Source organism: Cellulosimicrobium cellulans (assembly GCF_024124905.1).
Taxonomy (GTDB): Bacteria; Actinomycetota; Actinomycetes; order Actinomycetales; family Cellulomonadaceae; genus Cellulosimicrobium; species Cellulosimicrobium cellulans_G.
Genome location: NZ_JAMXST010000006.1, coordinates 140,796 through 165,274 on the forward strand (window position 1 = coordinate 140,796; position 24,479 = coordinate 165,274).

At 74.6% G+C, this 24,479-nt stretch carries 24 protein-coding genes; 16 read left to right on the forward strand and 8 right to left on the reverse strand.

Translation table 11 applies throughout. The features are described from left to right. The first annotated feature begins 2 nt into the window (after window positions 1-2). From NHH00_RS18615 to NHH00_RS18625, 3 genes are all read left to right on the forward strand, one after another. On the forward strand, window positions 3-2,252 hold the full coding sequence (locus NHH00_RS18615) for a glycoside hydrolase family 127 protein (RefSeq protein WP_253055038.1): 2,250 nt from the start codon (window positions 3-5) through the stop codon (window positions 2,250-2,252). Next, window positions 2,249-4,267 (forward strand): Ig-like domain-containing protein, encoded by a 2,019-nt coding sequence (locus NHH00_RS18620; protein WP_253055039.1) that lies wholly within the window; start codon window positions 2,249-2,251, stop codon window positions 4,265-4,267. Before NHH00_RS18615 ends, NHH00_RS18620 begins: the two co-directional genes overlap by 4 nt. Before the next feature lie 358 nt (window positions 4,268-4,625). Then, window positions 4,626-5,261, forward strand: a complete 636-nt coding sequence (locus NHH00_RS18625; RefSeq protein ID WP_253055040.1) for a hypothetical protein — start codon at window positions 4,626-4,628, stop codon at window positions 5,259-5,261. A gap of 12 nt (window positions 5,262-5,273) precedes the next feature. Here the strand turns inward: NHH00_RS18625 and NHH00_RS18630 are convergent, their stop codons facing one another. After that, on the reverse strand, window positions 5,274-6,587 hold the full coding sequence (locus tag NHH00_RS18630) for an MFS transporter (RefSeq protein WP_253055041.1): 1,314 nt from the start codon (window positions 6,585-6,587) through the stop codon (window positions 5,274-5,276). A gap of 76 nt (window positions 6,588-6,663) precedes the next feature. Here NHH00_RS18630 and NHH00_RS18635 point away from each other — a divergent pair, with 76 nt between their 5' ends. Further along, on the forward strand, window positions 6,664-7,239 hold the full coding sequence (locus NHH00_RS18635; protein WP_253055042.1) for an ArsR/SmtB family transcription factor: 576 nt from the start codon (window positions 6,664-6,666) through the stop codon (window positions 7,237-7,239). A gap of 58 nt (window positions 7,240-7,297) precedes the next feature. Here NHH00_RS18635 and NHH00_RS18640 read toward each other — a convergent pair whose 3' ends face one another. Both NHH00_RS18640 and NHH00_RS18645 read right to left on the reverse strand, forming a co-directional pair. Then, complete coding sequence (locus NHH00_RS18640; protein WP_253055131.1) at window positions 7,298-8,002, reverse strand: potassium channel family protein; 705 nt, start codon at window positions 8,000-8,002, stop codon at window positions 7,298-7,300. A 163-nt stretch (window positions 8,003-8,165) separates the two neighbouring features. Further along, window positions 8,166-9,542, reverse strand: a complete 1,377-nt coding sequence (locus NHH00_RS18645; RefSeq protein ID WP_253055043.1) for a TrkH family potassium uptake protein — start codon at window positions 9,540-9,542, stop codon at window positions 8,166-8,168. A gap of 166 nt (window positions 9,543-9,708) precedes the next feature. Here NHH00_RS18645 and NHH00_RS18650 point away from each other — a divergent pair, with 166 nt between their 5' ends. After that, complete coding sequence (locus NHH00_RS18650; RefSeq protein WP_253055044.1) at window positions 9,709-10,950, forward strand: acetoin utilization protein AcuC; 1,242 nt, start codon at window positions 9,709-9,711, stop codon at window positions 10,948-10,950. 220 nt (window positions 10,951-11,170) lie between these two features. Then, window positions 11,171-11,269, forward strand: a complete 99-nt coding sequence (locus tag NHH00_RS18655; protein ID WP_003792170.1) for a 30S ribosomal protein bS22 — start codon at window positions 11,171-11,173, stop codon at window positions 11,267-11,269. A 225-nt stretch (window positions 11,270-11,494) separates the two neighbouring features. Here NHH00_RS18655 and NHH00_RS18660 read toward each other — a convergent pair whose 3' ends face one another. Beyond that, window positions 11,495-12,376 (reverse strand): HAD family hydrolase, encoded by an 882-nt coding sequence (locus NHH00_RS18660; protein WP_253055045.1) that lies wholly within the window; start codon window positions 12,374-12,376, stop codon window positions 11,495-11,497. Window positions 12,377-12,436: 60 nt separating this feature from the next. On the opposite strand from NHH00_RS18660, the gene NHH00_RS18665 reads away from it, so the two are divergent. Together NHH00_RS18665 and NHH00_RS18670 are read left to right on the forward strand one after the other, a co-directional pair. After that, complete coding sequence (locus tag NHH00_RS18665) at window positions 12,437-12,730, forward strand: glutaredoxin family protein (RefSeq protein ID WP_253055046.1); 294 nt, start codon at window positions 12,437-12,439, stop codon at window positions 12,728-12,730. A gap of 58 nt (window positions 12,731-12,788) precedes the next feature. Then, window positions 12,789-13,463, forward strand: coding sequence for a redox-sensing transcriptional repressor Rex (locus NHH00_RS18670; RefSeq protein ID WP_253055047.1), 675 nt, complete (start codon window positions 12,789-12,791; stop codon window positions 13,461-13,463). A 110-nt stretch (window positions 13,464-13,573) separates the two neighbouring features. Here NHH00_RS18670 and NHH00_RS18675 read toward each other — a convergent pair whose 3' ends face one another. After that, window positions 13,574-14,125 (reverse strand): YceI family protein, encoded by a 552-nt coding sequence (locus tag NHH00_RS18675; protein ID WP_253055048.1) that lies wholly within the window; start codon window positions 14,123-14,125, stop codon window positions 13,574-13,576. Between the two features lie 172 nt (window positions 14,126-14,297). On the opposite strand from NHH00_RS18675, the gene NHH00_RS18680 reads away from it, so the two are divergent. The 6 genes from NHH00_RS18680 to ccsB all read left to right on the forward strand — a co-directional run bounded on the left by NHH00_RS18680 (window position 14,298) and on the right by ccsB (window position 20,104). Then, the gene (locus tag NHH00_RS18680; protein ID WP_253055049.1) at window positions 14,298-14,828 is read left to right on the forward strand and encodes a MarR family winged helix-turn-helix transcriptional regulator; all 531 of its coding nucleotides are present in this window, start codon (window positions 14,298-14,300) and stop codon (window positions 14,826-14,828) included. Window positions 14,829-14,898: 70 nt separating this feature from the next. Beyond that, the gene (locus tag NHH00_RS18685; protein WP_253055050.1) at window positions 14,899-15,570 is read left to right on the forward strand and encodes a histidine phosphatase family protein; all 672 of its coding nucleotides are present in this window, start codon (window positions 14,899-14,901) and stop codon (window positions 15,568-15,570) included. 127 nt (window positions 15,571-15,697) lie between these two features. Beyond that, complete coding sequence (locus NHH00_RS18690) at window positions 15,698-16,330, forward strand: TlpA family protein disulfide reductase (protein ID WP_253055051.1); 633 nt, start codon at window positions 15,698-15,700, stop codon at window positions 16,328-16,330. 107 nt (window positions 16,331-16,437) lie between these two features. Next, window positions 16,438-17,193: a cytochrome c biogenesis CcdA family protein gene (locus NHH00_RS18695; protein WP_253055132.1), complete on the forward strand. Its 756-nt coding sequence runs from the start codon at window positions 16,438-16,440 to the stop codon at window positions 17,191-17,193. Between the two features lies 1 nt (window position 17,194). Further along, window positions 17,195-19,081 (forward strand): cytochrome c biogenesis protein ResB, encoded by a 1,887-nt coding sequence (gene resB / locus NHH00_RS18700; RefSeq protein WP_253055052.1) that lies wholly within the window; start codon window positions 17,195-17,197, stop codon window positions 19,079-19,081. A gap of 3 nt (window positions 19,082-19,084) precedes the next feature. Beyond that, complete coding sequence (gene ccsB, locus NHH00_RS18705; protein WP_253055053.1) at window positions 19,085-20,104, forward strand: c-type cytochrome biogenesis protein CcsB; 1,020 nt, start codon at window positions 19,085-19,087, stop codon at window positions 20,102-20,104. 41 nt (window positions 20,105-20,145) lie between these two features. On the opposite strand, the gene NHH00_RS18710 is transcribed toward ccsB, so the two are convergent. Beyond that, window positions 20,146-20,616: a PLD nuclease N-terminal domain-containing protein gene (locus NHH00_RS18710; protein ID WP_253055054.1), complete on the reverse strand. Its 471-nt coding sequence runs from the start codon at window positions 20,614-20,616 to the stop codon at window positions 20,146-20,148. Between the two features lie 31 nt (window positions 20,617-20,647). Here NHH00_RS18710 and NHH00_RS18715 point away from each other — a divergent pair, with 31 nt between their 5' ends. After that, window positions 20,648-20,986 (forward strand): DUF4229 domain-containing protein, encoded by a 339-nt coding sequence (locus NHH00_RS18715; RefSeq protein ID WP_253055055.1) that lies wholly within the window; start codon window positions 20,648-20,650, stop codon window positions 20,984-20,986. A 37-nt stretch (window positions 20,987-21,023) separates the two neighbouring features. On the opposite strand, the gene NHH00_RS18720 is transcribed toward NHH00_RS18715, so the two are convergent. Further along, window positions 21,024-21,893, reverse strand: coding sequence for a 1,4-dihydroxy-2-naphthoate polyprenyltransferase (locus NHH00_RS18720; protein ID WP_253055056.1), 870 nt, complete (start codon window positions 21,891-21,893; stop codon window positions 21,024-21,026). Between the two features lie 54 nt (window positions 21,894-21,947). After that, window positions 21,948-23,219 carry an AMP-binding protein gene (locus NHH00_RS18725; protein WP_253055057.1) on the reverse strand — a complete coding sequence of 424 codons (1,272 nt, stop codon included), beginning with the start codon at window positions 23,217-23,219 and terminating at the stop codon, window positions 21,948-21,950. A 97-nt stretch (window positions 23,220-23,316) separates the two neighbouring features. Between NHH00_RS18725 and NHH00_RS18730 the strand changes: the two genes are divergently transcribed. Next, window positions 23,317-24,393 (forward strand): DUF3048 domain-containing protein, encoded by a 1,077-nt coding sequence (locus NHH00_RS18730; RefSeq protein WP_253055058.1) that lies wholly within the window; start codon window positions 23,317-23,319, stop codon window positions 24,391-24,393. Window positions 24,394-24,479: the final 86 nt, after the last annotated feature.

Consider the following 24,479-nt stretch of genomic DNA (forward strand, 5'->3'; position numbering starts at 1 on the left):
TCATGCACGTGCACGACTCCAGCTATTCGCGGCGGGCCGTCCTACGGCTCGGGGCGCTGGCCGCCGGGGCGACCGGCGCCGTCGCGCTCGCGGGCGGCGGCAGCGCCCTCGCCGCGCCGCCGGCCCCGGCACTGACGGTCCCGAGCGGACCGCCCGTCAGCCGGGCCTTCCTGCGGTCCCTCGACCGCTCGGTGACCCTCGACGGCTGGGCCGCCGAGCCGTTCCCGATGTCCGACGTGACGCTCGCCCCGAGCGTCGCGACGCGCTCGCAGGACCAGATCCTGCACCTCGCGCGCGAGTACCCCGTGGACCGCGTCCTCGCGGTGTTCCGGCGCAACGCCGGGCTCGACACCCAGGGCGCGTCCGCGCCCGGCGGCTGGGAGGGCTTCGGCCACGCCAACGAGCAGCCGTGGGGACCCGACGACTACCCGGGCCGGGCGAACACCCAGACCGCGAACCTCCTGCGCGGCCACTACGGCGGGCACTTCCTGTCCATGGTGTCGCTCGCGTACGCAAGCACGGGCGAGACGGTGTTCCGCGACAAGGTGGACCAGATCGTCGAGGGCCTGGCGGAGGTCCAGACGGCGCTCGCGGCCATGGGGCGGTTCAGCCACCCCGGGTTCCTCGCGGCCTACGGCGAGTGGCAGTTCAGCCAGCTCGAGAAGTACGCGCCGTACGGCGAGATCTGGGCGCCGTACTACACGTGCCACAAGATCATGGCCGGTCTGCTCGAGGCCTACCGCCTCGCGGGGAACGACCAGGCGCTGGCGCTCGCGTCGTCCATGGCGGCGTGGGTGCACAGCCGCCTGTCGGTGCTGCCGCAGGCGCAGCTCGACCGGATGTGGGGCATCTACATCGCGGGCGAGTACGGCGGCATGAACGAGGTGCTCGCCGACATCGCGTCGATCACGGGCGACGACACGTACGTCGCCACGGCCAAGCTGTTCGACCTCAACACGCTCGTCGACGCGAGCGCCGCGGGCACGGACACGCTCAACGGCAAGCACGCGAACCAGCACATCCCGCAGTTCCCCGGCTACCTCAAGGTCTACGACCTCACGGGCGAGGAGCGGTACCTCAAGGCGGTCGAGGGCTTCTGGGGCATGGTCGTGCCCGGGCGCACGTACGCGCACGGCGGGCACGGCGAGGGCGAGCTGTTCGGACCGCCGAACACCGTCGCGGGCGACATCGGCGCGCGCAACGCCGAGACGTGCGGGACGTACAACATGCTCAAGCTCTCGCGCCTGCTGTACTTCCACTCGCTCGACCCGAAGTACATGGAGTACTACGAGCGCGGGCTGCTCAACCACATCGTCGGCTCGAAGAAGAACACGCAGTCCACGACGAGCCCTGACGTGACGTACATGTACGGCGTCAACCCGGGCACGCGGCGCGAGTACGGCAACACCGGCACGTGCTGCGGCGGGACCGGGCTCGAGAACCACGTCAAGTACCGCGACTCGGTGTACTTCCGGTCCGTCGACGGCGAGGTGCTGTACGTCAACCTCTACCTCGCCTCGACCCTGACGTGGGAGGAGAAGGGCTTCGAGGTCGTCCAGGAGACGCAGTACCCGAAGGTCGGCGCGACCCGCCTCACGGTGAACGGCTCCGGGCCGCTCGACCTGCGCCTGCGCGTGCCCGGCTGGGTGCGCAAGGGCTTCACGGTGACGGTCAACGGCGTGGAGCAGGAGCTCGACGCCGTGCCGGGGACGTACGTGAGCGTGTCGCGCTCGTGGTCGCCCGGCGACGTCGTCGAGGTGACGATGCCGCTGAGCATCCGCGCCGTGCCGACGATCGACAACCCCGCGATCCAGAGCATCGAGAACGGGCCGACGGTCCTGCTCGCGCGCAGCGCGTCGCGCGAGTACCTCAAGCTGTCGCTCTACGCCCACATGGGCCTCGACGGCACGCTCGAGGGCGCGTTCACCGATCTCGGGAACGGGTACTTCCGCCTCGGGGACCTCACGTTCGAGCCCGCGTGGTCGGGCGACGACACGCAGTACCACATGTACGTCGAGCGCTCCGAGCCCCGCGTGGTCTTCGCAGGGCTCGACAGCGGCGTCGCCAACGCCGCGCGGCCGAACGGGACGACGTTCCTCGACGTCGTGTGGGGCGACGGCGGCTTCGCCGACCGCGCCGCGTTCCTCCAGAAGGTCCAGCGCACGGTCGAGCAGTTCACCGCGGACGGCCTCCTGAGCCGCCGCGACGGTCAGAAGGTCCTGGTCACGGCGGGGAAGGCGAGGCTGGCATGAGCGCGCGCACCGACTCATCACGGGGCGCGGGCTCGGCCGTGCTCATCCCGCTCGGGCACGAGCCGGGGACACCCCGGGCCCGACGGCGCGTGGTCGCCACCGCGACCGTCCTCGCCCTCGCCCTCACGGGTGCGGGCGTCGGGGCGTGGGCCGCGACCTCGGGCACCGGGGACGAGGTCCTGGCGGCGGCCGACGAGGCGCCGTCGAACGTGGCGCTGCTCGGCACGCCCGAGGCGAGCTACACCGCGTCGTGGAACAAGGTCGAGGCCGTGAACGACGGCGCGGGCGTGAGCACCGGGGGAGCGCACGACGCGACCTGGGCGACGTGGAGCGGCGACCGACCCGCGACGCAGTGGCTCGAGTACTCGTGGCCCGCGCCGGTCACCGTGGACCGTTCCGTCGTCCGGTTCTGGTCCGACGGCACGGACGCGAACGGCGACAACGTGCGGGTCCCGGCGTCGTGGACGCTCCAGTACTGGGACGCGGACGCCGGCGCGTTCGTCGACGTCCCGAACCCGAGCGGCTACCCGACCGAGCGGCTCACGACCAATGAGACGACCTTCGACGCGGTGACGACGACGCGCCTGCGCGCGACGTTCGACCCGCTGCGGGGGACCACGGCGACGACGTACTCGGCCGTCGGGGTGTCCGAGTGGGAGGTCTGGGGCACGGGCGGCGTCGAGGAGCCGGAGCCGGTCGACCCCAACGGGCCGATCGACTACTCGCCCGTCCACATCCCCACGGACGTCGGCGTCCTGCCCGACCTCCCGGCTGAGATCGACGCGATCTTCACCGACGGTCGCGTCGAGACGGTCTCCGTGGACTGGGACGACGTGACGGCCGACGACGTCGCCGTCGCGGGGGCGTTCGAGGTCACCGGGACGTCGGACGCGCTCGTCGAGCCGGTGAGCGGCACGGTGCACGTGCGCGACGGCGCGCCGGGGGACGTCACCGCGGTGGACAACGTGAGCGTCGTGACGCTCGCGGGCACCGCCCCGGCGCTCCCGGCCACCGTCACGGCCGAGTACGAGGACGCGTCCAAGGACAGCCGCATCCCGGTGACCTGGGGCGCCGTGGACCCGGCCGACTACGCCGAGCCCGACGGCCTGTTCTTCGTCGCCGGGGACGTCGAGGGCACGGACGTGCCGGCCGAGGCCGTCGTGTTCGTCGTCGCGCCGGACACCGGCGAGGACACGACGCCGCCGACCGTCACCGTCACGGCGCAGCCCGGCCCGGCGACGTCGGGCTGGTACGTCCAGCACCCGACCGTCACGGTCGTGGCGTCCGACAACCGCGACCCGGCCCCGGCGGTCGAGGTCTCGGTCGACGGCGGCGCGTGGGCTCCCTACGACGGCCCGTTCGCGGTCGACGAGGACGGCGTGCGCACGGTCGAGGCGCGCGCGACCGACGCGGCGGGGAACGTCGGCACGGGTTCGCGCGAGCTCCGCGTGGACACGGTCGCGCCGGTGACGGTCGCGACGCTGCGCGAGGTCGGCAGCAGCGTCGAGATCACGCTCGCGGCCACGGACGCGGGATCGGGCGTCGACAAGGTGCAGTGGGAGGGCCCCGGCACGTTCTGGGGCACGTACACCGAGCCGTTCACGCGCGCGCTCACCGACGAGCCGCAGGTGATCGAGTTCGCCGCGACCGACGCGGCGGGCAACGAGGAGACGCGCCAGCAGGTCGTGCTGCCCGCGCTGGGCGGCGAGCCGGGGCTGGACCTCGCGGTCGAGGTGTCGCCGCGGTGCCTCGCCGGCAAGGCGTACGTCGCCGTGCGCGTCACGAACGGCGAGGACGTCCCGGTGTCGGTGTCGCTCTCGACGCCGTACGGCGAGAAGGCGTTCGCCGACGTGGCGCCCGGCAAGAACGCCTACCAGTCGTTCGCGACGCGCGCGACGTCGGCCCCGGCCGGCACCGCGACCGTCACCGGGACCGCCACGGTCGACGGCCCCGACGGACTCCAGGAGGTGACCTCCACGGTGGACGCGCCGTTCGCCGCGCTCGACTGCGGCTGACGCCGAGGTAGAGCCCTGGTACCGCGAGGTAGAGCCCCGGTACCGCGAGGTAGAGGCGTGGTCGTGACCACGCCTCTACCTCGCCACGGTGGGTGACCACAGACCCCCGGGTGGTGTGCCGGCACCGTCCGGGTCCGGCTCGGCCCCCGTCGCTCCTCGGAGCGGCGGGGGCCGAGCTTCGTGCTGCCGAGCTTCGTGCTGTCGGCGGCGTCGGCCGGCGGCGAGCGGGTGAACAACCTGGACAGATGTTCAGTTCAGGCGTCCAAGATGGCAAGATGATCGCGGCTGGACGCTCGTCCAGCCGGGTTCGGGGGGACCCAGCAGCGCCCGCCCCGGGCCGGACGAAGAGGTTCATCGCGTGACGACCACCCGCAGGCTGCTCGCCGCCCTCGTGATCGCCGGCTCCCTCGTCGTCCCCGCCGGCGCCGCCTCGGCCGCCGCACTCACCGCCGCCGTCCCCGACCCGGCCGACGGCGTGCGCGTGAGCGTCGAGATCACCGAGCGCGAGGTGCCCGCGGGGCCGCGCGTCGTCGTCGTGGGCGAAGGCCCCTTCGTCGTCGGCGGGGAGCTCGTGGTGCGCGGCACCGGCCTCGCGCCGCACACCACGTACGAGGTCTGGCTCGAGAGCGAGCCCGTGCTGCTCGGCACGGTCACGACCGACGCCGACGGTGCCTTCGAGCTCGTGACGACGATCCCCGCCGGGACGGCACCGGGCGAGCACCACATCCGCCTCGCCGCACCCGGTGACGGTGCCGACGTCCTGTCCGAGCCGTTCGTCGTCCTCGCCGCGCCGGGCGAGCCCCAGGAGCCCGGCGGCACGCCGTCCACGGGCACGGGCGTCACGACCGGCGGCGGGACGTCCGCCTCCCCGCGCCCGGGCGGCCTCGCCACGACCGGCACGGGGCTCGTCGGGGCCGCCGTGCTCGCGGGGCTGGCCGTCGCGGCCGGTGCCGCGCTGCGCCGTCGGGCGCACCAGGGCCGGTCCGCCGCCTGATCGGGGCGAGCCTCAGTCCTCGGGGGCCGCGTCCGCGACCTGCTCGCCCTCGTGGCGCCCGCGGTCGTCGCGCTCGTCGGCGGCGCGCTCCGCGGCGTCCATCGTGCGGTCGTCGACGACGAGCATGCCCAGCAGCGTCGCGGCCGACACCGCCGCCATGACCACGAACACGCTCCGCAGCCCGAAGAGCTCGCCGAGCGCGCCGCCGACCGCCGCCCCCAGCGGCATCGTCCCCCATGCCACGAGCCGGTAGCACGAGTTGAGGCGACCGAGCAGCGCGTCGGGCGTGATCCGCTGCCGGAGCGAGACGGTGACGACGTTCCACACGGCGATCCCCGCCCCGCCGACGGCGTAGACGGCGCCGATGACCCACGCGTCCGTCGTCACCGCGGGGACGCCCACGAGCGCGACGGTGCTGAGCACGGTCAGCGCCAGGGAGCGCGCCCGGCCGACGAGCGCGACGACGCGCTCCGCGACGAAGGACCCGGCGAACGCGCCGACGGCGGTCGTCGTGAGCAGCACGCCGTACGCGGGCTCGGACAGCCCCAGGGGCGAGTCGGGGCCGACGGCGTAGAGCACGAAGATCGCGAACGCGGCGTTGCTCGCGAAGTTGATGCCACCGACCATCAGGGCGAGCGTGCGCAGGATCCGGTCGTGCCACAGGAAGCGCAGGCCCTCGGCGATGTCGGCCCGCAGCGTCGTGCGGGTCGTGCGCTCGGGGCGGTACGAGCCGGGCAGGCCGACGAGCAGCCCGACGGCGATCGCCCACAACGCGCCCGGGAGGCCGAACGCCACCGCCGCGCCCGCAGCGACGAGCAGCCCGCCCAGCGGTGGCCCGACGAACTGGTTCGCGGTGAGCTCGGCCGCGTACAGGCGCCCGTTCGCCCGGGGGAGCGCGGTGCGCGGGACGACCTGCGGCAGGATCGACTGCGCGGCGGTGTCGTAGAGCGTCTCCGTGACGCCCACGCCGAACGCGACGACGTAGAGCACGGCGATGCTGCCGGCGTCGGGCACGAGCGCGACGGCGGCGAGCGCGACGACGAGCAGCGCGCGCGCCACGTTGGCGCCGATCATCGCGTGGCGCCGGTCGAGCCGGTCGGCGAGCGCGCCGGCGGGGAGCGCGAAGAGGAGCCAGGGCAACGTGAGCGCGAACGTCAGCCCGGCGACCAGCGCGGGCGAGTCGGTGTAGCGGACCGCGACGAGCGGCAGCGCGACCTTGAGCACGCCGTCGGCGAGGTTGGAGACCGTCGACGCGGTCCAGAGGCGCCGGAACGGCCCGCCCAGGGGCGTGCCGACCGTCCGTCGTCGGCGGGGTGCGAGGGCCATGGCGTCAGCATGGCACAGTGATCGAGAAATCCCAATCGATCGGTGGATCTCGATCGATCGACGTACGATGGGTGCCATGAGCGCCGAGCCCACGCCGCAGGAGCCCGCAGCGACGACGCGTGCGACGCCGCCCGCCGTGCCCGGACGGCGTCCGCCCACGGCGCTCGAGGCCAAGGCCCTCGCCCACCCCCTGCGCCAGCGCATCGTCCGGCAGTGCGGCACGCGCGAGATGACCAACAAGGAGCTCGCCGACCACCTCGGGGTCGCCCCCGGCACGGCCCTCCACCACGTCCGGCTCCTCGTCCGCGCCGGCCTGCTCGAGCCCGCCGACGTGCGCACCGGCGCCGGGGGAGCGCTCGAACGCCCCTACCGCGCGACCGGCGCGACCTGGTGGCTCGACGACCCCCTACGCGGCACGGCGCCCGACGTCCGGTTCGGACCCTTCGCCGCCGCGCTCGACGACGCCCTCGCCGCGGGTCCCGACGCCGTCTCGACGGCCGCGACCTTCGGCCTCCACCTCTCCGACGACGACGTCGCCGAGCTCGACCGGCGCATCCTCGCCGTCCTCGACGAGTACGTCGCGACCGACGACCAGCGCCTCGACCGCCCCCTGCACCGCGGGGTGTTCCTCCTGCACCGCCCGCAGCCCTGACCTGGCGCGGACGCGACCGCGCGGGCCGCAGCCCGACCCGACCCGGCGACGCGGGGGCTCAGGGGCGGGCGGCGAAGCGCTCCAGGAGGTCGGCGTGGCCGGAGACGATGAGGAGGTCGTTGGCGCTGATGCGGGTCTCGGGGGTCGCGTAGAGGAAGTCCTCGCCGGGGGACTTCACGCCGATGACCGTGACGCCGTAGCGCTCGCGGACCTTGGACTGCGCGAGCGTGAAGCCCTGGACCTCCTTGGGCGGGCGCATCTTGACGATCGTGAACCCGTCCTCGACCTCGATGTAGTCGAGCAGCTTGCCGGAGACCAGGTGCGCGACGCGGGATCCGGCGTCGGCCTCGGGGAACACGACGTGGTGCGCGCCGATGCGCTGGAGGATGCGCCCGTGCTCGGCGGAGATCGCCTTGGCCCAGATCTGGGGCGTGCCCATGTCGACGAGGTTGCCCGTGATGAGCACGCTCGCCTCGAGCGACGTGCCCACGCCGACGACCGCGACGGGGAAGTCGCGCGCGCCGAGCTGCTCGAGGGCGACGGGGTTGGACGCGTCGGCCTCGACGAGAGGGAGCTGCCCGCTCCACTGGGCGACGAGCTCGGGGTCGCGCTCGACGGCGAGCACGTCCTGGCCGAGGCGGTCGAGCGTGGCGGCGATGGCCGTCCCGAAGCGCCCGAGACCGATGACGAGCACGCCGGCGTCCTTGCGCGGCGCCTTCGCCTCGTCGCGGCGGGAGCGCTCGGCGCGCCCGCGCTCGACGATGCGCCGGGCGACGGGGTCCGCCGGCAGGGCGTCCTTCCCGGTCGTCGGCCCGGCGCTCGGGTCGGCGCCGCGGGAGAAGGGGTCGGTCACGGTGGGGCCTCTCGTGTGGTCGGGGTGGGTCGGTGGCGGTGCCCGACGGCGTACGCCGCGGCGGGCGGTCCGCTCACCCGATGATGGGGCGCTCCTCGGGGTAGCGCACGATGCGGCGACGGTCGCGCAGCGCGAGCGCGGCGGCGAACGTCATGGTGCCGGTGCGCCCGACGAACATGAGCCCGACGAGCACGTACTTGCCCGCATCCGGGAGGCTGGGCGTGATGCCGGTGCTGAGGCCGACCGTCGCGAACGCGGAGATCGTCTCGAAGAGGATGACGTCGAGCGTCTCGCCCGTGATCTCCAGCAGGAGCAGGCTCGCCAGCAGGACCGCGGTCGCACCGACGAAGGACACGGCGACGGCGAGCCGCAGGGTGTCGCGGGGGATGCGGCGCCCGAAGGCCTCCATGTCCCGGTCGCCGCGCGCCTCGGACACGATCGCGATGAGCATGACGGCGAGCGTCGTGACCTTGATGCCGCCCGCGGTCGACGCGGAGCCGCCGCCCACGAACATGAGGGCGTCGGTGATGAGCCAGCTCGCCTCGTGCATTCCGCCGGTGTCGACGGTGGAGAAGCCGCCCGAGCGGGGCATGACGCCCGCGAACAGCGAGGCGAGGAGCTTCTCCCCGAACGCGAGCGGGCCGAGCGTGCGTTGGTTCGTCCACTCGACGGCCGCGAACAGGACCGTGCCGACCACGACGAGGGCCGCGCTCGTCGTGAGCGTGAGCTTGGTGTGCAGGCTCCACTTCGACACGCGCTTGCGGTTGCGCATGACGTTGAGGATCACGGGGAAGCCGAGGGAGCCGATGAACACGCCGAGGATGATCGGCAGGCACAGCATCCAGTCGCCGACGTACGGCGCGAGGCCCTGCTCGGTCGGGATGAACCCGGCGTTGTTGAAGGCCGAGATGCCGTAGAAGATGCCGTGCCACGCGGCCTCGCCGAACGTCTCCTCGAGCACGATGAACCGGGGCAGCAGGAGCAGCGCGATGAGGAGCTCGAGCGACGTCGAGGTGATGACGACGACCCGCACGAGCGAGCCGACCTCGCCGAGCCGCGTCGTCTTCGTCTCGGACGCGGTGAGGAGCTTCTGCGTGAGGCCGATGCGCCGCGACACGGCCATGCCGAGGATCGACGCGAGCGTCATGACGCCGAGGCCGCCGATCTTGATGCCGAGCAGGATGACGACCTGCCCGTACGTCGACCAGTACGTGCCCGTCGGGACGACGACCAGACCCGTGACGCACACCGCGGACGTCGCGGTGAACAGGGCGTCGACGAACGGGGCAGCGCGACCGCTCGCGGTCGCCCAGGGGGCCATGAGGAGCGCGGTGAAGACCGCGATGACGGCGGCGAACACGGTGACGGCGAGGCGTGCGGGCGACTGCCGGGCGAGGCGGTCGACGATCTCCCGCCCCTTGAACAGGCGCCCGGTCATGCTCGTCGGCATGGAGCCTCCCTCACCACTCGCGTCACTCTGCCACGGGCCTGGTGACCCGTCATGTCGCCGCTCCGGCGCCGGGACATCATGCCGCGTCCGGCCCCCGTGCGCCGCACCGCGGTCCGGTGACCGGTCCGTCGGGGCGGGGGCGCGGCGCCGGGCGTTACCGTGAGCCATGCCCACGACCGACCCCCCGTCGTCGCCCGCCTCCGCCCGGGGGAGCGCCGCGGCGCCCGGATCCTGCGTCGTGTGGAGCCCCGAGCTCCTCGGGTACGACTTCGGTCCCGGGCACCCCATGTCCCCGGCCCGGCTCGACCTGACGATGGGCCTGGTGCGCGCGCTGGGCCTGCTCGACGGCGACGGTGCGCCTCAGGGTGCGCCCCGCGTCGTCGGGCCGGAGCCTGCGAGCGACGACGTCCTCGGCCTCGTGCACGAGCCGGCGTACGTCGCGGCCGTGCGCGCGGCGTCGGAGCACGGGACCCCCGACCCGGCCCGCGGTCTCGGCACCGAGGACGACCCGGTCTTCCCGGGGATGCACGAGGCCGCGGCCCGGATCGTGGCGGGCTCCTACGAGGCGGCGGGGGAGATCGCCGCGGGGCGCGTCGGGCACGCGGTGAACGTCGCGGGGGGCATGCACCACGCGAAGGCGGGCGCGGCGTCGGGCTTCTGCGTCTACAACGACGCGGCCGTCGCGATCCGGCGCCTCCTGGACGACGGCGTCGCGCGCGTCGCGTACGTCGACCTCGACGCCCACCACGGCGACGGCGTGGAGGAGGCGTTCTGGGACGACCCGCGCGTCCTCACCGTGTCCGTCCACCAGAGCGGCACGACGCTCTTTCCCGGTACCGGGCACCCGACCGACGTCGGGGGCGCGGGCGCCGAGGGCACGGCGGTCAACGTCGGGCTCCCGCGCCGCACGGACGGCGCGCGCTGGCTGCGCGCCGTCGACGCCGTCGTGCCGCCGGTGCTGCGGGCGTTCCGGCCCGAGGTCCTCGTCACCCAGCACGGGTGCGACGCGCACGGCGAGGACCCGCTCTCCGACCTCGACGTCTCCGTGGACGCCCAGCGCACGGCGCTCGCTCAGGTGCACGACCTCGCGCACGAGCTCACCGGCGGACGCTGGCTCGCGCTCGGCGGCGGCGGGTACGCGATCGCGCGCGTCGTGCCGCTCGTGTGGACGGCGGTCGTGGGGGAGGTCGTGCACCGGCCGGTGACGGCGGGCGAGCCGCTGCCCGAGGAGTGGCGCGCCCGCGTCGCCGAGGTCGCCGGGTTCGACGCCCCGCTCGCCTTCGGCCCGCCCGTCGACGTGCGCCGTTGGAGCAGCGGCTACGACCCCGACGACGACGTCGACCGCGCCGTCGCGGCCACGCGCCGCGCCGTCTTCCCGCTGCTCGGCCTCGACCCGCACTTCGACTGAGGCGGTCGTCCCCCGGGATGCCCGGGGCGTCGTGCGGGTCGCGCGCCGGGCGGCGTACCGGGGCACGAGCGCGAGCGGGTAGTCTAGGGGGCGGATTTCTCTCGTGTTGGTCGGCTCGCGGCGCCCTCGTGGTCGCCGGGCGCCCCGATCAACCGTGGACCACACGCGGCCGGTCGACCGGTCGCCGACCGACACGCCGCTCGAGCATTGCGAGGACCGTATGGGCTCCGTCATCAAGAAGCGCCGCAAGCGCATGGCCAAGAAGAAGCACCGCAAGCTGCTTCGCAAGACGCGTCACCAGCGTCGCAACAAGAAGTGACGTCGCGCGCGTCCTGACGCGCCGACCCGCCGTCGAGCCCGGCCCCTCCCGAGGGACCGGGCTCGACGCGTCTCCGACGGTCACGCGAGGTGGAGCCCTGGCCTACCAGGCCTCTACCTCGCGGGACCAGGGTCTTCCTAGGCGGCCCAGGGGTCTTCCTCGCGGGACCGGGGTTCTCTCTTGCGAGGGCGAGGGCGAGGGCGCCGGCTCGGGGGAGCGGGGTGGTCAGAGGCGCGAGATGCGGCGGTCGACGGCGCGGCGGACGGAGCGCAGGACGAGGGCGGCGGCCCAGGCGGCGCCGGCCCAGCTCGCGGTGCGGACGCTGCTGCGGGCGACGCGACGGCGTCGGCCGCGGAACTCGCGGATGGGCCAGCCGACGTCCTGCGCGTGCCGGCGCAGCCGCGCGTCGGGGTTGATGGGGCACGGGTGCCCCACGGCCTCCATCATCGTCACGTCGTTGAGCGAGTCGCCGTAGGCGTAGGACGCGTCGAGGTCGATGTCCTCGCGCTCGGCGAGCGCCCGCACCCCGGCGGCCTTGGCACGGCCGTGCATCATGTCGCCGACGAGCCGTCCCGTGTAGAAGCCGTCCTCGTGCTCGGCGACGGTGCCGAGGGCGCCGGTCGTGCCGAGGCGGCGGGCGATGAGCTCGCCGATCTCGACCGGGGTCGCGGAGACGAGCCACACCTGGTGGCCGGCGGCGAGGTGCTCGTCGAGCAGGCGGCGCGTGCCGGGGTAGATGCGCAGCGAGAGGACGGTGTCGTAGACCTCCTCCCCGATCGCGGTGACCTCGGCGACGGAGCGACCCGCGATGAGGGCGAGCGCGCGGGACCGGATGCGGTCGATCTGCTGCTTGTTCTCGCCGAACAGGAGGTAGCGCGCCTGGTGCACGGCGAAGCGCACGATGTCGAGCGTCGAGAAGAACTCCCGCTGGTACAGCGCGCGGGCGAGGTGGAACGACGACGCGCCGCGGATGATCGTGTTGTCCACGTCGAAGAACGCGGCGGTGCGGTGCGCGGGTGCGGGGGGTGTGCGGCCGGCGTCGGGCGCGGCCTCGGAGGCGGTCGACCCGGGGGTCGGGACGGGGCCCGGACCGGAAGACGTCGCCATGTCCCCACTCTAGGCGGTCCCGCGCTCGGCCCGGGGCCGCGTCCTCGTACCCTGGGAGGCGTGAGCACCTCCGACGCGCCGGCCCCTCCCGTCCTCCTCTACGGCCGAGCGGGTTGCCACCTGTGCGACGACGCGCGCGCCGTCGTCGCGGCGGTGTGCGCCGAGGCGGCCGTCGCGTGGGCGGAGGTGGACGTGGACGCGCCGGACGCGGACCCGGCGCTGCGCGAGCAGTACGGCGAGTACGTCCCGGTCGTGACGGTCGGCGGCGTGCAGCAGGGGTTCTGGCGCGTGGACGCCCGCCGGCTCGCCCGCGCGGTGGGTCGGATTTCGACGGCGCGCGCGGACCTGGGATGATTCCTCCCGGTGGAGCGCGACCGTCGACGAGGACGGTCCCAGGACGACGGGGTGACGGGTGGCTGAGCAGGTAGTCGGTGAGGTGACGGCGCCGGGTATCCCGAGCGCGACGGTGGCGCGGCTCCCGTCCTACCTGCGGGCGCTGCGCGACCTGGTGGCGCGGGGCGTCGCGACGACGTCGTCGGTCGAGCTCGCCGAGCTCTCCGGCGTCGGTCCGGCGCAGCTCCGCAAGGACCTGTCGTTCCTGGGCTCGTTCGGCACGCGCGGCGTGGGCTACGACGTGGACTCGCTCGCGCAGTACATCACCGAGGCGCTGGGGCTCGTGGACGAGCACCGCATCGCGATCGTCGGGATCGGCAACCTGGGGCACGCGCTCGCGAACTACTCGGGGTACGAGCAGCGGGGCTTCCACGTCGCGGCGCTCCTCGACGCGTCGCCGGAGGTCGTGGGCACGCGGGCGGCGGGCCTCGTCGTCGAGCACGTCGACGCGCTGGAGGAGGTCGTGGCGCGGGAGAAGGTGTCGATCGTGGTCCTCGCGACGCCGGCGGCGCACGCGCAGTCCGTCGCGGACCGGGTCGTGGCGGCGGGCGTGCGGGAGATCCTCAACTTCGCGCCGCGTGCGCTGCAGGTGCCCGCGGACGTCGACGTGCGCGGCGTGGACGTCGGCAGCGAGCTGCAGATCCTCGCGTTCCACTCCCAGGCGCGCGCGCTCGCCGAGGCGCAGGACCGCTGAACGACGAGGGGCCGCGTGCTCGCGCACGCGGCCCCTCGGGGCGGCACCCCTGCCGGGGGTGCAGTGTTTCGGGGAACGGTACCGGGGAAGAGTGTCCCGGGAGCCGGTCGTCAGGCCTGCTTGATGGCCGAGACGTCGAGGGCGATCTTGATCTTGTCGCCCACGAGCACGCCGCCGGTCTCGAGCGCGGCGTTCCAGGTGAGGCCGAACTCCTTGCGGGAGATCTCCGTGGTCGCCTCGAACCCGGCGCGCGCGTTGCCGAACGGGTCGGTCGCGGTGCCCGCGAACTCGGTCTCGAGCTCGACCGGCTTGGTCACGCCGTTGATGGTCAGGTCGCCCGCCACGACGAAGTCGTCGCCGTCGCCGGAGATGCTGGTCGACGCGAAGGTCCACGTCGGCTTGTTCTCGGCGTCCCAGAAGTCCGCGCTGCGCAGGTGGTTGTCGCGGTTCGCGTCGCCCGTGCTCACGGACGCGGCGTCGAGCTCGGCGGTCACGGAGGTCGACTCGAGGTCGTCGCCCACGGTGATGGTGCCGGCCGTGATGGCGAGCGTGCCGCGCACCTTGGAGATGCCGGCGTGGCGGACCGTGAAGGCCGCCTGCGAGTGGGACGAGTCGAGGGCGTAGGTACCGGCGTTGAGCCCGGCGGGCAGCGGCGTGGCCATGGGTGCTCCTGAAGGGGTCGAGGGTCCCGGGGGACCGAACTTGGTTGAAGGTTCAACTTCGCACGAGCGTATCAACAGCAGGGGGTGATCCGTCTATTCCCGGTGAGGTGGAACAATGTTCGGCGAGGTTCCACCCCTGAACCCGCCCCCGTCCGCCAGCGCCCGAGGACCCATGACCAGCAACGACGTCGACCACCAGCTGACGACGACCGCCCGCGGGACCACCGCGGCCACGAGCGAGGAGCCGCGCTGGCTCGACGCCGAGCAGCAGCGCCTGTGGCGCGCCTACCTCGACGGGACCGTGCGCTTCATCGAGTCGCTGGGGCGCGACCACGAGGAGCGGTCGGACGTGTCGCTCAACGAGTACGAGCTGCTGGTGCGGCTCTCGGAGAGCCCGGATCACACGCTGCGGATGTCCGCCCTCGCCGACGGGCTCGCCCGGTCCCGCAGCCGCGTGACCCACACCGTGGCGCGCATGGAGGCGCGCGGCCTGGTCCGGCGCTCGGCGAGCACGGGCGACCGCCGCGGGGTCAACTGCGAGATGACGACCGAGGGCTACCGCGTCCTCGTGGCGTCGGCTCCGGCCCACGTGGCCGCCGTGCGCCGGTTCATGGTCGACGTGCTCACGCCGGAGCAGTTCCGGGCGCTCGGCGAGGCGATGGCGGCCGTCGCCGAGGCGTGCAAGGCCGACCGCGACTCCTGACCCGGGTCGCTCCGGGAGCCGCCGGCCCGCGGGTGCCGGTCAGGGCCGGGAGTGCGGGACACTGGTGCGCATGGTCTCCACCATCGTCCACCTCCTGCGCCACGGCGAGGTCCACAACCCCGACGGCGTCCTCTACGGCCGCATCCCCGGCTACCACCTCTCCGAGCGAGGCCACGAGATGGCCCGCCGCGTCGCCGCGCACCTCGCGGGCGAGCCCGGGCCCGACGGCGCGTCCCGCCCCCGCGCGGACCTCGCCGTCGTCGTCGCGTCGCCGCTCCAGCGCGCCCAGGAGACGGCCACGCCCGCCGCCGAGGCGTTCGGGCTCGAGCTCGGCACCGACGACCGGCTCATCGAGGCCGCGAACCACTTCGAGGGCATGACCTTCGGCGTCGGGGACGGGTCGCTGCGCCACCCGCAGCACTGGCGCTTCCTGTGGAACCCGTTCCGGCCGTCCTGGGGCGAGCCGTACACCGAGCAGGTCGCGCGCATGCGCGCCGCGGTCGCCGACGCCCGGGACAAGGCCGCGGGCCACGAGGCGCTCCTCGTGAGCCACCAGCTCCCCGTGTGGCTCACGCGCCTGAGCTTCGAGAACCGCCGCCTGTGGCACGACCCGCGCAAGCGGCAGTGCTCGCTCGCGTCGCTCACGTCGCTGCACTTCGAGGACGACCGCCTCGTCGGCCTGCACTACTCCGAGCCGGTCGCCGACCTCCTCCCGGGCGCCGCGACCGTCGCGGGGGCGTGACGTCGGTCATGTCTCGCGCAGTCGTCGCCGTCCGGACGCCCGAACCGTCCCGTTCGGGAGTGGCGGAGGTCACGTCTCCCAGGTGGCGTCCAGGAACCCCGGGCAGGGTGCCTCCCGTGATGCCGCTGTGACCGCCAGCTCGCGCGCGCGTGCCGCGCGCGCCCTCCCGCCCGTCCGCCGCGTGCTGACCGCGGGCGTCGTGCTCGCCGCGACGCTCGGCCTCGCGGCGTGCGCCCAGGACTCCGGCGCGACGACGGACGTCGTGGGGCAGGGCTACGTCTCCGGCGACGGCTCGGTCCGCACCTGGGACGCGGGCGAGCGGGGCGACGTCGTCGCGCTCACCGGCACCGACTACGAGGGCGAGCCGGTCGACACGAGCGCCTGGCTGGGCGACGTCGTCGTGCTCAACACCTGGTACGCCGCGTGCGCGCCGTGCCGCGCCGAGGCGCCCGACCTCGTGGCCCTCGCGAACGACCGCGCCGACGACGGCGTGCAGGTGCTCGGCATCAACACGACCGACGAGGCGGGCGCCGCGCAGGCGTTCCAGCGCCGGTTCGAGGTGCCGTACCCGTCCATCGACGACCGCAGCGGGGAGGTCGTCGCGGCGCTCTCCGGCACGGTGCCGCTCCAGGCGGTCCCGTCGACGGTCGTGCTCGACCGCGAGGGCCGCGTCGCGGCACGCGTCATCGGGCTCGCCGAGGGCTCGACGCTGAACGCGCTCGTCGACGACGTGCTCGCCGAGGACGAGGCGGCCGGCTGACCGTGGTCACCCTCGCGTCCCTCGCCGCCACCGTCCCGGCCGCCGCGCTCCCCGCCGCCGCGACGAGCGTCGGCGACACGTTCGCCGCGACGGTCTGGAGCGGGTCGATGCTGCTGGCGGTCCCGGTGGCGATCCTGGCGGGGCTCGTCTCCTTCGCGTCGCCGTGCGTGCTGCCGCTCGTGCCCGGCTACGTCGGGTACGTCTCGGGCATGGCCGCGGCGAACGCCGGGAGCGGGCGTGGCGCGTCCGGAGGGACGACGACGGCCACGCGGGTCGCGGCGCCGAGCCGCGGCCGCGTCCTCGCGGGCGTCGGGCTCTTCGTCGCCGGCTTCACGCTCGTGTTCGTCGCGCTGATGGTCGCCGCCGGCGCGATCGGCGTGCACCTGGTCCGGTGGGAGGACGTCATCACGCGCGTCCTGGGCGTGGTCGTCATCCTCATGGGGCTCGCCTTCATGGGGGCGGTCCCGTTCCTCCAGCGCGAGCGGCGCCTGCACCTGAGCCCTCAGGCGGGGCTGTGGGGAGCGCCGCTGCTCGGCATCGTGTTCGGGCTCGGCTGGACGCCGTGCCTCGGTCCGACGCTCGTCGCCGTGCAGTCGCTGTCGCTGAACGAGGCCTCGGCGGGCCGTGGCGCGGTCCTCGGGGTCGCCTACTGCCTCGGTCTCGGCGTGCCGTTCCTGCTCATCGCGCTCGGGCTGCAGAGCTCGCAGCGCATGCTCGGCTTCCTGCGCCGGCACCGCCTCGCGATCATGCGGATCGGCGGCGGGCTGCTCGTGCTCATCGGCCTCGCGCTGGTCACGGGCCTGTGGACGACGTGGACGACGACCATGCAGGGCTGGATCGACGGCTACGTGACGGTGGTGTGAGATGACCGAGCGGACCGGCCAGGCCGAGAGATCAGAAGAGCGTCCGACGTCGACGGGCTACCGCCCCGAGGGCATCGACGACGCGTTCTCCGCGGGCGACGGCCCGGGTGACCGGACGCCGTCGGGTGGCGGGGGCGGCGCGGGAGGCGACGGCGGCCCGGCGCTCCCGAGGCTGGGGTGGCGCGGCACGCTGCGCTGGACGTGGCGGCAGCTCACGAGCATGCGCGTCGCGCTCATGCTCCTCATGCTGCTCGCGGTCGCGGCGGTGCCTGGCTCCGTCCTGCCGCAGCGCCCCCAGGACCCGGCGGCCGTGCTGCGGTACCTGCAGGAGAACCCGACGACGGGGGAGTGGCTCGACCGGCTCGGCTTCTTCGACGTCTACACCTCGGTGTGGTTCTCCGCGATCTACATCCTGCTGTTCGTCTCGCTCGTCGGCTGCATCCTGCCGCGCACGAAGGCGCACTGGCAGGCGCTGCGCACGCGGCCCCCGCGCACGCCGCGACGCTTCGACCGCTTCCCCGCGCAGGCGCGCGCCGTCACCGACGCCTCTCCGGACGAGGTCGTCGCGGCGGCGAGCAGCCACCTGCGCGGCCGGCTCCGCTGGCTGCCGACGTTCCGCGTCGACACGGGCGCCGAGGAGGCCGCCCCGGCGCGGGGCCGTGCCGCCGCGCGGCCCGCGGCACGGACGGTGTCCGCCGAGCGGGGCTACGTGCGCGAGACGGGCAACCTGCTGTTCCACCTGTCGCTCGTCGGCCTCCTCGTCGCGGTCGCGACGGGCCAGCTCCTGCACTACCGCGGCCAGGCGATCGTCACCGAGGGCCGCGGGTTCGCCAACGCGGTCGTCGACTACGACACGTTCGAGAACGGCGCGTGGTTCCGGCCGTCGTCGCTCGTGCCGTTCTCGATGACGCTCGACGCGTTCGAGTCGGAGTTCGCCCAGGACTCCGTCGCGTTCGCGCAGTCGCGCGACTTCACCGCGACGGTCACCGTGCGCGACCCCGACGGCGAGTCCCACGAGGAGACCATCAAGGTCAACCACCCGCTCACCGCCGGCGGCGCCAAGATCTACCTCCAGGGCAACGGGTTCGCGCCCGAGGTCACGGTGCACGACGCCGACGGCGAGGTGGCGTTCTCGGGCCGCGTGCCGTTCCTGCCCGAGGACACGATGTACACCTCGCGCGGCGTCATCAAGGTGCCCGACGTGTCGTCCGGCCTCGACCAGATCGGGCTCGTCGGGTACTTCCTCCCGACGGCCCAGCTCAGCGAGGACGGCGAGACCGCGGAGTCGGTGTACCCGCAGCCGATCAACCCGCTCCTCGTGCTCGAGGTCTACCGGGGCGACCTCGGTCTCGACGAGGGCCTGCCGCAGAACGTCTACCGCCTCGACACCGACGACCTCACGCCGTCGGTCGATGCGGACGGCGAGCGCGTGAAGCTGCTCGTCGCCCCGGGCGAGACGGTCGACCTGCCCGACGGCCTCGGCACGATCACGTTCGACTCGCTGCCGCGCTACGTCGCGCTCGACCTGCGCCACGACCCGTCGCTCACGTGGGTGCTCGTATTCTCGCTCGGCGCGCTCGCGGGTCTCGCCGTCTCGCTGTTCACCCCGCGCCGCCGCGTGTGGGTGCGCGCGTGGCGCGAGGAGGTCCCCGGTGACGGGGACGACGGCCCGCGCGAGCGCACCGTCGTCGCCGTCGCGGGTCTCGCCCGCGGGGACGACGCCGGGCTCCAGGGCGAGGTGGACTCGCTTCTCGCCGCGCTCCCGGGCGTGGCACCATCGGGTGAGGGTGACCTCACCACGTCGTCGGGACGCGCACCGGCCGACCGCACCCGCTCCACCGCGCGTCCCGCACAGGACCCGACCGCGCGACCGCGCACGAAAGGCTGACCGATGACCGTAGCCGAGCTGAGCCAGGACCTCGTCTGGGCCGCTGCGACTGCCCTGACCGTCGCGCTCGTCGCGTTCGCGATCGACCTCGCGCGGCTCGCGGGCCGCGCGGACGACGAGCGGGCCGAGGCACGGGCCGACGCGAAGGCGCCCGGCGCGGAGGTGCTCGCGGGCGCGGGCGCGCCCGTCTCGCCGTACGGCCCGGGCACGCCGGACGTCGTCGACGCCGCACCCGTCGCCGCGCCCGAGCCGTCGCGCAAGGCCGCCAACATCGGGATCTCGCTGACGTGGCTCGGGACGGCGCTGCTGCTCGTCGCGATCGTCACGCGCGGGATCGCTGCCGGCCGCACGCCGTGGGCCAACATGTACGAGTTCACGCTCGTCGGCGCGTTCGTCGCGCTCGCGGTGTTCCTGGCCGTGTCGCTCAAGCGGGACGTGCGCTTCCTCGGGTCGTTCGTCACGGGCCTCGCGGTGCTGTTCCTCGTGCTCGCGCAGAACGCGTTCTTCGTCGCCGCGACCGGCGTGCAGCCCGCGCTCCAGTCCTACTGGCTCGTCATCCACGTGGGCGTCGCGATCATCGCGACGGGCATCTTCACCGTCGCGTTCGTCACGTCGGTGCTCCAGCTCCTGCGCGACTCGCGCGACTCCGGGAACGCCTTCCTCGGCGCGCGCGGCTGGCGCTGGCTCGACTCGACGCCGGGCCCGCTCCAGCTCGAGGCGCTCAGCTTCCGCCTCAACGCGGTCGCGTTCGTGCTGTGGACGTTCACCATCATCGGCGGCGCGATCTGGGCGGAGCACGCCTGGGGCCGCTACTGGGGCTGGGACCCCAAGGAGGTCTGGAGCTTCGTCGTCTGGATCGTGTACGCGGCGTACCTGCACGCCCGCACGACCCGCGGCTGGTCCGGCCGCCGGGCGGCGTACTTCGTGATCGTCGGCTACGCGTGCGTCCTGTTCAACTTCACGGGCGTGAACCTGCTGTTCAACGGCAAGCACTCGTACTCCGGCCTCAACCCGGGCGACTGACCCGGTCCGACACCGCGCTCGACCTCACTGCGGTGGGTCGGTCAGCGGGCGGTGTCGTCGCCGTCGTCGGACCCGTTGCTCGCGCCGGGACGGTGCGCGTCGCCGTCGTCCTCGGTGCGGTCGTCCTCCGTCGTGCCCCCGGCCGCCGGGGGAGCGTCGTCCGTCGCGGGCGAGGGCGCCTCGTCCCGCGCCTGGCGGCGCTGCTGCTGCTCGAGCCGCCAGAGGAACTCGGGGTCGTCGTCGGGCGCGACGGGGGCGTTGCGACGGCGGCGCGTGCCGCCGTTCGACGCACCGCCCGACGGCCGACCGGCCGCGTACCGCGAGCCGGACCGCGACGCGGAGCGCTTGACGAGGATCCAGGCGATCGGACCGAGGAACGGCAGCAGGATGATGAGGACGATCCACAGCCCCTTCGGGATGCCGCCGCGCTCCTCCTCGTCGCTCGAGGCGAGGTCGACGAGCGCGTAGACCGCGAGGCCGACGGCGAGGAGGGGGAGCAGCACGCGAAGCATGGCTCCAGCCTACGGGCCGTACCCTGGAGTCGTGCCTGTCGTGATCTACTCCGTCCTGCGTCTGCTCCTCTTCGCGGTCGCGCTGGGCGTCCTCTGGTTCGCTGGCCTCCGGGGCTGGCTGCTCGTCCTGGTCGCCGCGGTCGTCGCGCTCATGCTGTCCTACCTGACGCTGCGCACGCCCCGTGAGGCGGCGTCGCGCTACCTCGCCGAGCGGGCCGAGCACCGCGCCCGGACGGGCGAGCGGTTCTCGCGCGAGATCGAGGACGACGCGGCGGCCGAGGACGCGGCCCTCGACGCGCAGGAGGACGCCGCCTCGAGAGGTGCGGACACGACGCCGACCGAGCAGCCCGGGGCGTCGTCGGCCCGCTGAGCCCTGCCGCTGCACCCCGGCGCAGGACCGACGGCGCTCAGAGCGCCAGCCCGACCCCCAGCAGCACGCCGTACGCGAGCTCGAACAGCCCGGTCCCGGCGAGCACGGGCACGAGGAGCGGCCCGCGTGCCCCCGCGATCACCGGGACCGTGAGCAGCACCGCGGGCAGCAGGAGCAGCAGGACGGCGAGCGACCAGGGCGCCGCGAACGCGCACACGACCGCCAGCAGCAGCGGGAACCAGATCATCGCGACGTAGCCCCGGCGGGCACGGAAGTCGCCGAGCCGCACCGCGAGCGTCCGCTTGCCCGCGACGACGTCGGTGGGGATGTCGCGGATGTTGTTCACCATGAGGATCGCGCACGCGAGCAGGCCCACCGCGACCGCGCCGACGGCCGACGGCCACGTCACGACGCCCGCCTGCGTGTACGTGGTGCCGAGCGTGGCCACGAGCCCGAAGAACACGAACACCCCGACCTCGCCGAGACCCCGGTAGCCGTAGGGGTTGCGCCCGCCCGTGTAGTACCAGCCCGCGAGGATCGCGAGGGCGCCGACGGCGACCAGCCACCAGTGGCCGGTCACCGCGCAGAGCACGAGCCCGAGCACGGCGGCGACGCCGAACGCGCCGAACGCCGCGGCGCGCACCTGACCGGGTCGCGCGGCGCCGGTCGCGGTGAGCCGCATGGGGCCGACGCGGTCGAGGTCGGTCCCCCGCACGCCGTCGGAGTAGTCGTTCGCGTAGTTCACGCCCACCTGGAGCGCGAGCGCGACGCCGAGGGCGAGCAGCGCGGGCCAGAAGGCGAAGCCGTCCACCTGGGCCGCGGCGCCGGACCCGACGATGACGGGCGTCGCGGCGGCGGGGAGGGTGCGCGGGCGCGCGCCCGCGACCCACTCGGTGGTGCTGGCCATGGTGCTCCGTCTCGGTCGTGCGGGTCGTGCAGGGTGGTGGGACCGCGGGCGGGCTCACCCAGGGGGGACCTGGAGGTGCCCGACGGCGAGCCGCGCCACCGCGGCGCGGTCCACCTTGCCGGGCCCGCGGCGCGGGAGCTCCCCGACGACGAGCACGCGACGCGGTGCCGCCGCACGCTCCAGCCTATCCGCGACGTGGTCCCGGACCGCCGCGAGGAGCGACGCCGGGGCGTCCGCGACGCCGCCGTCGGGGTGGGCGCCGTCGGCGGTCCACGGGGCGGGCGGACGCCCCGCCGTCGTGACGACCGCGACGACCTCCTGCCCCCACTCCGGGTGCGGCACGCCGACGACGCACGCCTCGCCCACGCCCTCGACCTCCACGACGAGGGCCTCGACCGCGGCCGGGGCGACGTTGACGCCGCCCGAGACGACGACGTCGTCGGCCCGGCCGAGCACGGTGAGAGTCGGGTCGTCCGGCGGCCCGTCGAGCCGACCGAGGTCGCTCGTGCGGAACCAGCGCGTGCCGTCGTCGTCGGTCCGGAACGCGTGCCCGGTCGCGCGGGGGTCACCGAGGTAGCCGTCCGCGAGGACGGGCCCGGCGAGCTCGACGACGCCCGCGGCCCCTCCCGACGCGTCCGTCCCCTCCTGGCCCGCGCCGAGCCGCACGCGCACGCCCGCGAGCGGGACGCCGTCGTACACGCACCCGCCGCTCGTCTCCGTCATGCCGTAGGTCGTGACGACGCGCGCGCCCGCCGCCCGCGCGCGGCGCAGCAGGGTGGGAGGCGTCGCGGCACCGCCCAGCAGGACCGCGTCAAGGGCGCAGAGCGCGTCGAGGCCCGCCGTGCCGCCGTCGGAGCCCGCGTCGGCCGCGACGAGGAGGCGGTGGAGCTGCGTCGGGACGAGCGAGACGTACCGGCGCTCCGTGGGCGGGGTGCGGCCGACGAGCGCCGCGAAGCCGGCGGGGGTGAAGGGCTCGTCCGGTGGCGCGACGGTGAGGCCTCGCCCGGCCGCGTGGGCGCGGGCGACGACCTGGACGCCCGCCACGTGCGTCGGGGGGAGCGTGAGGAGCCAGTGGCCCGGGCCGCCCAGCCGGTCGTGCGTCGCCGCGCCCGAGGCCCGCAGCGCGGTCGCGGACAGCACGACCTCGCGCGGCGCGCCCGTCGAGCCCGACGTGCGCAGGACGAGCGCGGCGCCTGGTGGGACGTCGGCGCGCCCGGGACGGTCGAGCAGCGGGACGGGCGCCACCGGGGCGCCCTCGCCGTCCAGGGCGGCGCCGACCGCCGCGACCAGGGCGTCGAGATCGGCGGGGACGACGGCGCGGTTCACCGGATCAGCGTAGGCCGGGCCGTAGGGTGGCCCGGAGACGCACGTCCGTCGCAGGGGCTGCCCCAGGACCGGTCCTGGGCCGACGGGAAGGTCGAGGATGACGAGGACGGGACGAGGGGCCGGCACGCTCCGGGCGGGGCTGGTCGCCGCGCTCGCCGCGGCGACGGTCCTGCTCGCGGGGTGCGGCGGCGAGCCCGCCGCGCCCGTGACGGAGACGGTCGACGCCGACGTGTCCGCGGACAAGGGCACGCCGCCGGAACCGGACGTGCCGCTGGTGTGGCCGCTCACCGGGGTCGCGGCCGAGGAGGTCGCCGACCGGCCGGCGCTCGCGGTGAAGATCGAGAACGCGCCCCAGGCGCGTCCGCAGACGGGCCTCGAGCAGGCCGACGTCGTGTGGGAGGAGGTCGTCGAGGGCGGCATCACGCGCTTCGTCGCCGTCTACCACTCGCAGGTCCCCGAGCGCGTGGGACCCGTCCGGTCGGTCCGGCCCATGGACCCCGCGATCGTCGGGCCGCTGCACGGGATCCTCGCGTACACCGGTGGGCAGCAGCCGTTCATCGACGCCGTCGGTGCGGCGGGCACCCAGTCGGTCGTCATGGACGAGGGCGACGACGGGTTCACCACGACGCGCGCGCGCCGGGCGCCGCACAACGTGTACGGCAGCCCGGAGGAGTTCTGGGCCCAGGCCGACGGCGACCGCACGTCGCCCCCGCCCGCCCAGCTCGTCTTCGCCCGGGAGCCGGGGTCCGGCACGGCCACCGTGGCAGGCGCGTCCGCGGCGCGCCTCGACGTCCGGCTCACGCACGCGAGCCGCGCCGTGTGGGAGTGGAGCGCCGACGAGGGCCGGTACGTGCGCAGCGAGGGCGACACCCCGGCCGTGTCGTCGGACGAGGTGCGGCTCGCGGCCACGAACGTCGTGCTGCTCGCCGCGCCGATGGAGAACACCTCGTTCAAGGATCCCGCGGGGGTGCCCGTCCCGGAGACGAGGCTCGTCGGGACCGGCGAGGGGGTCGTCGCGAGCGGCGGCAAGCAGGTGGCGGTGTCCTGGTCCAAGGAGGCGGTCGACGCCCCGCTCGTGCTCACGGGGGCGGACGGCGCGCCCGTCGAGCTCGAGCCCGGGGCCTCGTGGATCGAGCTCGTGCCGGTCGCGTCGGGGAGCTGGGAGATCTCCTGACGGCCCGCTCGCCCGGCGGCGGGCTCCAGGTCCTCCCCACGGCGTACGACCGCTCCGCCCCGAGGGGGACCGGTGGACGTCCAGGT